Raw genomic sequence first — 6,295 nt, 5'->3', positions numbered from 1 at the left:
AAGAAACAAAATCATACACCGAATCTTTGCTGTCATTAAAAACCAAATACCTTATCAAAATCATTTGCTTTTATCATAGAAATCGCAATGACGCGTTTTTTATTGTGCTGTCTTGCACTCGTTGCAAACGAGCGCAAGAATCTTTTTACTTTTTCGCTATCGCCGGGCTTTCAAAACCCAGTTTGGTAAGGCCATGCTGTACTTCGGGGCAGCTCATGAATAGTTTCCAGAGCAGGCCGGTACGGTAGTTTTCGATCATCACGATGATCGGTCCCTGGTCAATGGCCAGGTATGATTTGGCGTACCAGTTATGCGATTCGCTAAAGGCATCTACAAAACCGTACTCGCCCCAGATCTTATCGCCCAGGTCATAATAAAAATGGCGCAGGGCTTTCATAGAGTACTCTGGCGTATACGGAAATGCCGACAGCGCCGCCGTTGGTGTGATCACCCCCAGGTCGTTTGTAGGCGAATGGGCATTGTATCCCTCGAAATTATCGCTGGCGGTAAGTCCCCAGCAGTTTTCGCCATAGCCTTTAAATTTTTTGGGATTATCTACACAATAAGCGTGATTAATGAGGGTGTGGTTTTTGTTCTGCTCCCAGTAATCGGCATAGTTATCTTTTAACCCTTTTGGGTTTAAGCCCAGGAAGGAGTATTGTGAAAAGAAAAGCGGACCGCCGTAATCAAAACCTAAAGGCAGTTTAAAGCCATAAAATGTTTTACCATTCTTAAAAAAGTCGCTCTGGGCCCATCCTCTGTGGTATACATCGGCACTTACGGGGTAGCGCTGTGCCGAGGCGGCCAGTACGTAGGTGATCAGGCATTCGTTAAAACCATGTATCGGGAAGTTCATGGCCCATCCGTTATTGGGGCTCCAGTGCCAGTACAGGGCGTCGCGGCCATCTCGGGTGTACCAGTCCCATTCCATTTCACTCCACATCCAGCCAATCACGTCGCGGATGCGTTGCTCCTGCGGGGTATTGGCTGTAAAGTATTGACGAGCGCAAAGCAGGCCCTGGAAAAGATAAGCCGACTCTACAATGTCGCCGCCATCATCCTTACGGCCGAAGGGAATCACCTTACCGGTTTCGCCATTGAGCCAGTGCGGAAAAGCACCATGGAAGGAGTTGGCTTTATATAAAAAGTTTACAATTTTAACCATGCGGTTAACCGCCTGCTCATGCGTTATCCATTTGCGGCTATCGGCTACGATGATAGACATGATGCCAAAACCCGATCCGCCGGTGGTTACCACCTCGTTGCCATAGTCAAAAGAAGTATTGCTGCGCTCGCGGGCCAGGCCGCTCACCGGGTGACCAAAGTCCCAGAAATAACGGAAGGTTTGGCGCTGCACCACATCCAGCAGGGCATTATCGCTCAGGTTTTTAATAATGCCAACGGGTTTAATGGTATCGGTGCTGGCTGCTGCCGGTTTTTGCGCCAGGCAGTATATGGCCAGGCATAATAAAAAAGGGGTTAACAGTATTTTTTTCATGTAGATTGTATATGCGGTTTGCTTACTGACAAAACCCGGAGAGGGTTAAAAATGGCTGCCTGCCCATGAACAGACAGCCGGTAAATAAACCAATCGAACTAATTAATATCCTGGATTTTGTGTTAAGGCGCCACCGCTCAGGTCAATTTCTGTTTGCGGGATGGGCCACACTTCGTTTTTGCCGGCTTTCCATCCGCGTGCGCCAAAAACAGCGGTACCACGGCCCTGGCGTATCACGTCAAAGTAACGCTCAAACTCCATGGCAAATTCAAAACGGCGTTCGTTATAAATGGCTGTACGCAAAGCCGCCTGGTCTGTTGTAACTACATTGGGTAGTACACCCGCGTTTACACCACGTGCACGTGTACGTACCTGGTTAAGCGGGCCAAGCGCCGCGCCTGAATTGCCCAGCTCGTTATTGGCTTCGGCATTCATGAGCAATACATCGGCATAACGCAGAACGATCTTGTTTTGCTGACAACCCTCGTTAAAGCCCGATACATAAAGCGCGAATGGCACGTATGATTTCTGGTTGTACATAGGATTGTCACCGGTTGCCGGGATTTTATCACCTTCGGGCGTGGTTTCGCCCCTGAATATGATGGTTGCATCACGGCGTGGGTCGCCGGTTTCATAAGCCGCAGCCAATTCCGGACTTGGTACGTTAAAACCCCAGCCACCACCGGTTACACCACGCACACCCTGTACCTGTGAGTATTGGGAGTTTGAGGCGGCAGGGTTGTTCGGTATCAGAGCACACTGGATCTCAAAAATAGACTCCTGGTTGTTTTTGTGCGTTGTTCTGAACATTTGCTCATAATCAGGATATAATGAATAGCCCATGCCCATCACCGCGGTAGTGTAAGTAGCCACATCGCTCCATTTTTTGAGGTACATAGCCACTTTAGCGTGCAGGGTTAAAGCAGCGCCTTTAGTTACGTGCCCGATATCGGCAGCAGCGTAGCTTTGCGGTAATACGGTGGTTGCCTCGGTCAGGTCTTTCTCTATCTGTGCCCATACCTGGTCTTTAGGTGTGCGCGGCAGGTTATATTCCGATGCATCTTTGGGCAGGGTTATGCGCAATGGCACATCGCCAAAAGCCCTCACCAGTCTGAAATATTCATAGGCCCGTATAAATTTAGCTTCGGCCAGGTAACGGGCTTTCAGAGCCTCGTCCATGCTGATGCCAGGTACATTGGTGAGTATCTGGTTGGCAAAATTGATGGTTTGATACTGTCCTTTCCAGAAACCGCCTAACTGGGCATCACCCGCAGTAATGGTAAAGTTATGGTAATCATTAAAAAAGGTAGCGTCGCTGGCGGTACTGCCTTTTTCTACATCATCAGATCCCATGCTTTCAACAGCGATAGGGGCAAACGCGATGTTGTTCCACTCGTGCAGGTTGGCGTACATGGCGTTCACGGCCTTGGTAGCATCGTCCTGTGTTTTAAAAAACTGCGTGGCTGCTGTATTTTGAGCCGGGTTAACATCTAAAAAGCTTTTTTTACAGCTTTGAAAGGATATAGTGGATGCAATAAGACCTAAAACCAAGGCTTTACGCACGAATAAATTTTTACTGTTCTTCATCTTTATATTGATTAAAAAGTAACGCTAACGCCAAAATTATAGATCGCATACAATGGGTAAACGCTGGTATCAATGCCGCGACCGGTAACAATGCCGCCATCACCCACCGTTCCGCCAATCTCGGGCGAGAAGCCTTTATAGCCAAAAATGTTGATTGGGTTTTGAGCGTTTGCAAATACCCTTATTTTTGATATTTTCCATTTGCTGAGCAAACTGGCCGGTAAAGTATAACCTAACTGCGCGTTCCGTACCCTGAAATATGCCCCGCTTTCTACATAAAATGAATTTGGTGCCGCGTTGGAGTTTTTGCCAATATTAACAGAAGGGTAAGTGGTTGAAGTGCCTGCGCCATGCCAGCGGTGGTCATAAAAATCCTGCGTGAAGTTCTCGTTACCAAAGCGGTAGGCCAAATTGGCGTTGTACACGCTTACACCTGTTACACCCTGGAAATCAATAGCCAGATCGAAGTTTTTATAGGTGAAGGAGGTATTGATGCCATAGTTGTATTTAGGCAGCGGGCTACCCAGTGCTACACGGTCGCGGCTGTCAATAATACCATCGTTGTTGGTATCCTGGTAAATAAAATCGCCTCCTTTTGCCCCTGGTTGTTTTACACCGGTTGATGGTTGATCTTGTTGAAAAATTCCGGTTACTTTATAGCCATAAAACTGCCCTATAGGCTGACCAACAACCGTACGTGTTGCAAATGCACCGTTGGCAATACCGGCACCGCCATCATAAATCGGGTTGTTTCCGGTTATTACGTTAAGTACTTTGTTGGTGTTGATACCCAGATTGGCGCTGATGCTGTAGGAGAAGTCTTTTGATGCCTGATCTTTCCAGCTTACTAAAAATTCAAAGCCCCGGTTACGGATGCTGGCCTGGTTGCCAATGATAGAGCTGTTGTTGGTACCCAAAGATCCTGCTACCGGTATAGCGAAGATTGCATCCTGCGTTTCGCGGTTATAATAATCGGCCTCAAAGGTTAATTTGTTGGAGAACAGACCTCCTTCTATACCAAAATCAGATGATACCGTTTTTTCCCATACGATGGATGGAGGTACAATACTGTTGATGCTTGCACCCGGATAAGCCACCTGTGGATTACCGAATATGGCTGTCAGGTAAGGATCTGTTGCTATAACCTGAACGGTTGGGTTAATAGGTACTACAGAGTTACCTACCTTACCCCAGCTTCCGCGTAGTTTCAGGTTACTGAACACCTGCTGATCTTTCATGAAATCCTCGTTGGTAACTACCCAGCCTGCACCTACCGAAGGGAAGTAACCATAGGTATGGGCACCATAAAATTGCGATGCACCATCACGACGGATAGAGGCATTTAACAAATATTTGTCTTTGTAGGAGTAATTAACACGTGCAAACTGTGATAACGCGCGTGAACGGATCTGCCTGCCGGGAGTAGCCAGGTAAGTTACTTTTGCCGTATCGGGGAAAGATGTTTGCAGGTTGCCTTTTGAAGTAAAGGGTACATTATCGGCCTGGGCATCGTTTTGCCTGGTTACATTTTCAAGTGAGCTGTAACCTACCAGGGCGGTTAACTTATGGTCGTTGTTGATTTTAACATCATAGGTTAAGGTGTTTTCCCAGATCCAGTTACGTACGTCGGTATGATCAACATTCAGGTTGGTTTTGTTGCTGAATTGTTTAACCGTAGCCTGGTACATAGGTACAAATGACCGCACCTCGGTCTGGCTTACATCGCCGCCAAAGCTCGATTTGAATTTAAGATTTTTCAGGATCTCCACTTCGCCGTATACGTTGTAGGTAACACGTTTATTTTTGGAACGCTGATTGTAAAAATCAATAGTTGCCTGCGGGTTATAATTATTACCATCGCCTGTACCATAATCATTCGGATCGCCATAGCCGCCATTAGCCTTGTGTACGGGCAGGGTTGGCGCCGCACCAAATAACTGACCAAAAATAGAGGTAGGAACATCTCTTGAAGTGCTGGAAAGGCCGCTGGCAGTATAACCCAGTTTTACCGCTTTACCCAATTTAAAATCGTTTGATAAGTGCAGGGTATAGCGTTTGTAGTTGTTGGTTTTTACCAAGCCATCCTGGTCAAGGTAACCGAAGGAGTAGTTGTAGGTATACTTATCGGTACCACCACTTACAGATACTTCATGATTGGTGATAAAAGCCTTACGCAGAATCTGATTATACCAGTTGGTGCCGGTGCCGTAGCTTGCAGGATCGGCAAATACGGGTTTGCCGTTGTTAAGGGCGGAAAGTTCATTTACAGCGGTAGCATATTCGGTACCATTGGCCATTTTTACCTGGTTGGTAACGGCCTGTACACCTACATAGCCATTATAATTGATAACCGGAGCGCCTTTTGCGCCACGTTTGGTGCTGATCAACACAACGCCGTTGGCAGCCCTGATGCCATAAATAGCTGTACTTGAAGCGTCTTTAAGGATGCTGAAGCTTTCGATATCCTGTGGATTCAAAAAGCTGATATCATCGTACCACACGCCATCAACCACAAAAAGAGGTTTGGTATTACCATAAATAGTACCCAAACCACGAATGGTAATATCCGGTGATTTGCCGGGAGTACCATTGTTGGTGATCTGTACGCCCGCAATCTTACCTTGTAAACCGCTCACCGCGTTTGGCGATGCCTGTTTAGCTACATCTGCACCTTTAACACTGGTGATGGAGCCGGTAACATCAAGCTTGCGCTGCGTACCATAACCTATAACTACTATTTGCTGCAGTTCGTTGGTTTGGGGTAACAGTGTAATATTGATACTGGTTTGGCCATTGACAGGGGTTTCCTGTGTGGCATATCCCAAATAGGTAAATCGTAATGTTGCATTGGCTGGTGCGTTAATGGAAAACGCGCCATTAACATCTGTTTGGGTTCCTGTTGTTGTTCCTTTTACCGAAACGGTTACACCTATCAAGGCCTGACCGGTATTGTCGATTATTTTTCCTTTTACTGCAACGTTTTGTGCAAACGCTGCGTCATATGAAAACAAGAACAATAACATTAACCCCGAAATAGTAAAAAATCTCTTCATAGTGGTTAATAATAAAATGATAGAATAGAATAATTGGTTTATTAGTTCTACAAAACTCAGGAGATATTACCCGTTTATCAAAAAAATTAACTCAACATTAATACATCATGCATAAAACACTTTCTCAAGTGAAGCTGTTTTTGTTTATAACAATCTG

At 46.2% G+C, this 6,295-nt stretch carries 3 protein-coding genes; all 3 read right to left on the bottom strand.

The genetic code is table 11. The annotated features are described in order from the left end of the window. Positions 1-145: 145 nt before the first annotated feature. Positions 146-1,498, bottom strand: a complete 1,353-nt coding sequence (locus FHW89_RS24650) for a glucoamylase family protein (RefSeq protein ID WP_172337717.1) — start codon at positions 1,496-1,498, stop codon at positions 146-148. 102 nt (positions 1,499-1,600) lie between these two features. Continuing rightward, positions 1,601-3,085, bottom strand: coding sequence for a RagB/SusD family nutrient uptake outer membrane protein (locus FHW89_RS24645; RefSeq protein ID WP_172337716.1), 1,485 nt, complete (start codon positions 3,083-3,085; stop codon positions 1,601-1,603). A gap of 11 nt (positions 3,086-3,096) precedes the next feature. Beyond that, positions 3,097-6,138, bottom strand: coding sequence for a TonB-dependent receptor (locus FHW89_RS24640; protein ID WP_172337715.1), 3,042 nt, complete (start codon positions 6,136-6,138; stop codon positions 3,097-3,099). Positions 6,139-6,295: the final 157 nt, after the last annotated feature.

Origin of the sequence: Mucilaginibacter sp. SG564 (assembly GCF_013149275.1) — a bacterium.
GTDB lineage: Bacteria > Bacteroidota > Bacteroidia > Sphingobacteriales > Sphingobacteriaceae > Mucilaginibacter.
The sequence above is the reverse complement of the archived record's forward strand: the minus strand, read 5'-3'. Positions and strand labels throughout refer to the sequence as shown.

Coding starts and splice junctions, on each gene's coding strand:
- FHW89_RS24650 (WP_172337717.1), bottom strand. CDS start 1,498: ATGAAAAAAATACTGTTAACCCCTTTTTTATTATGCCTGGCCATATAC.
- FHW89_RS24645 (WP_172337716.1), bottom strand. CDS start 3,085: ATGAAGAACAGTAAAAATTTATTCGTGCGTAAAGCCTTGGTTTTAGGT.
- FHW89_RS24640 (WP_172337715.1), bottom strand. CDS start 6,138: ATGAAGAGATTTTTTACTATTTCGGGGTTAATGTTATTGTTCTTGTTT.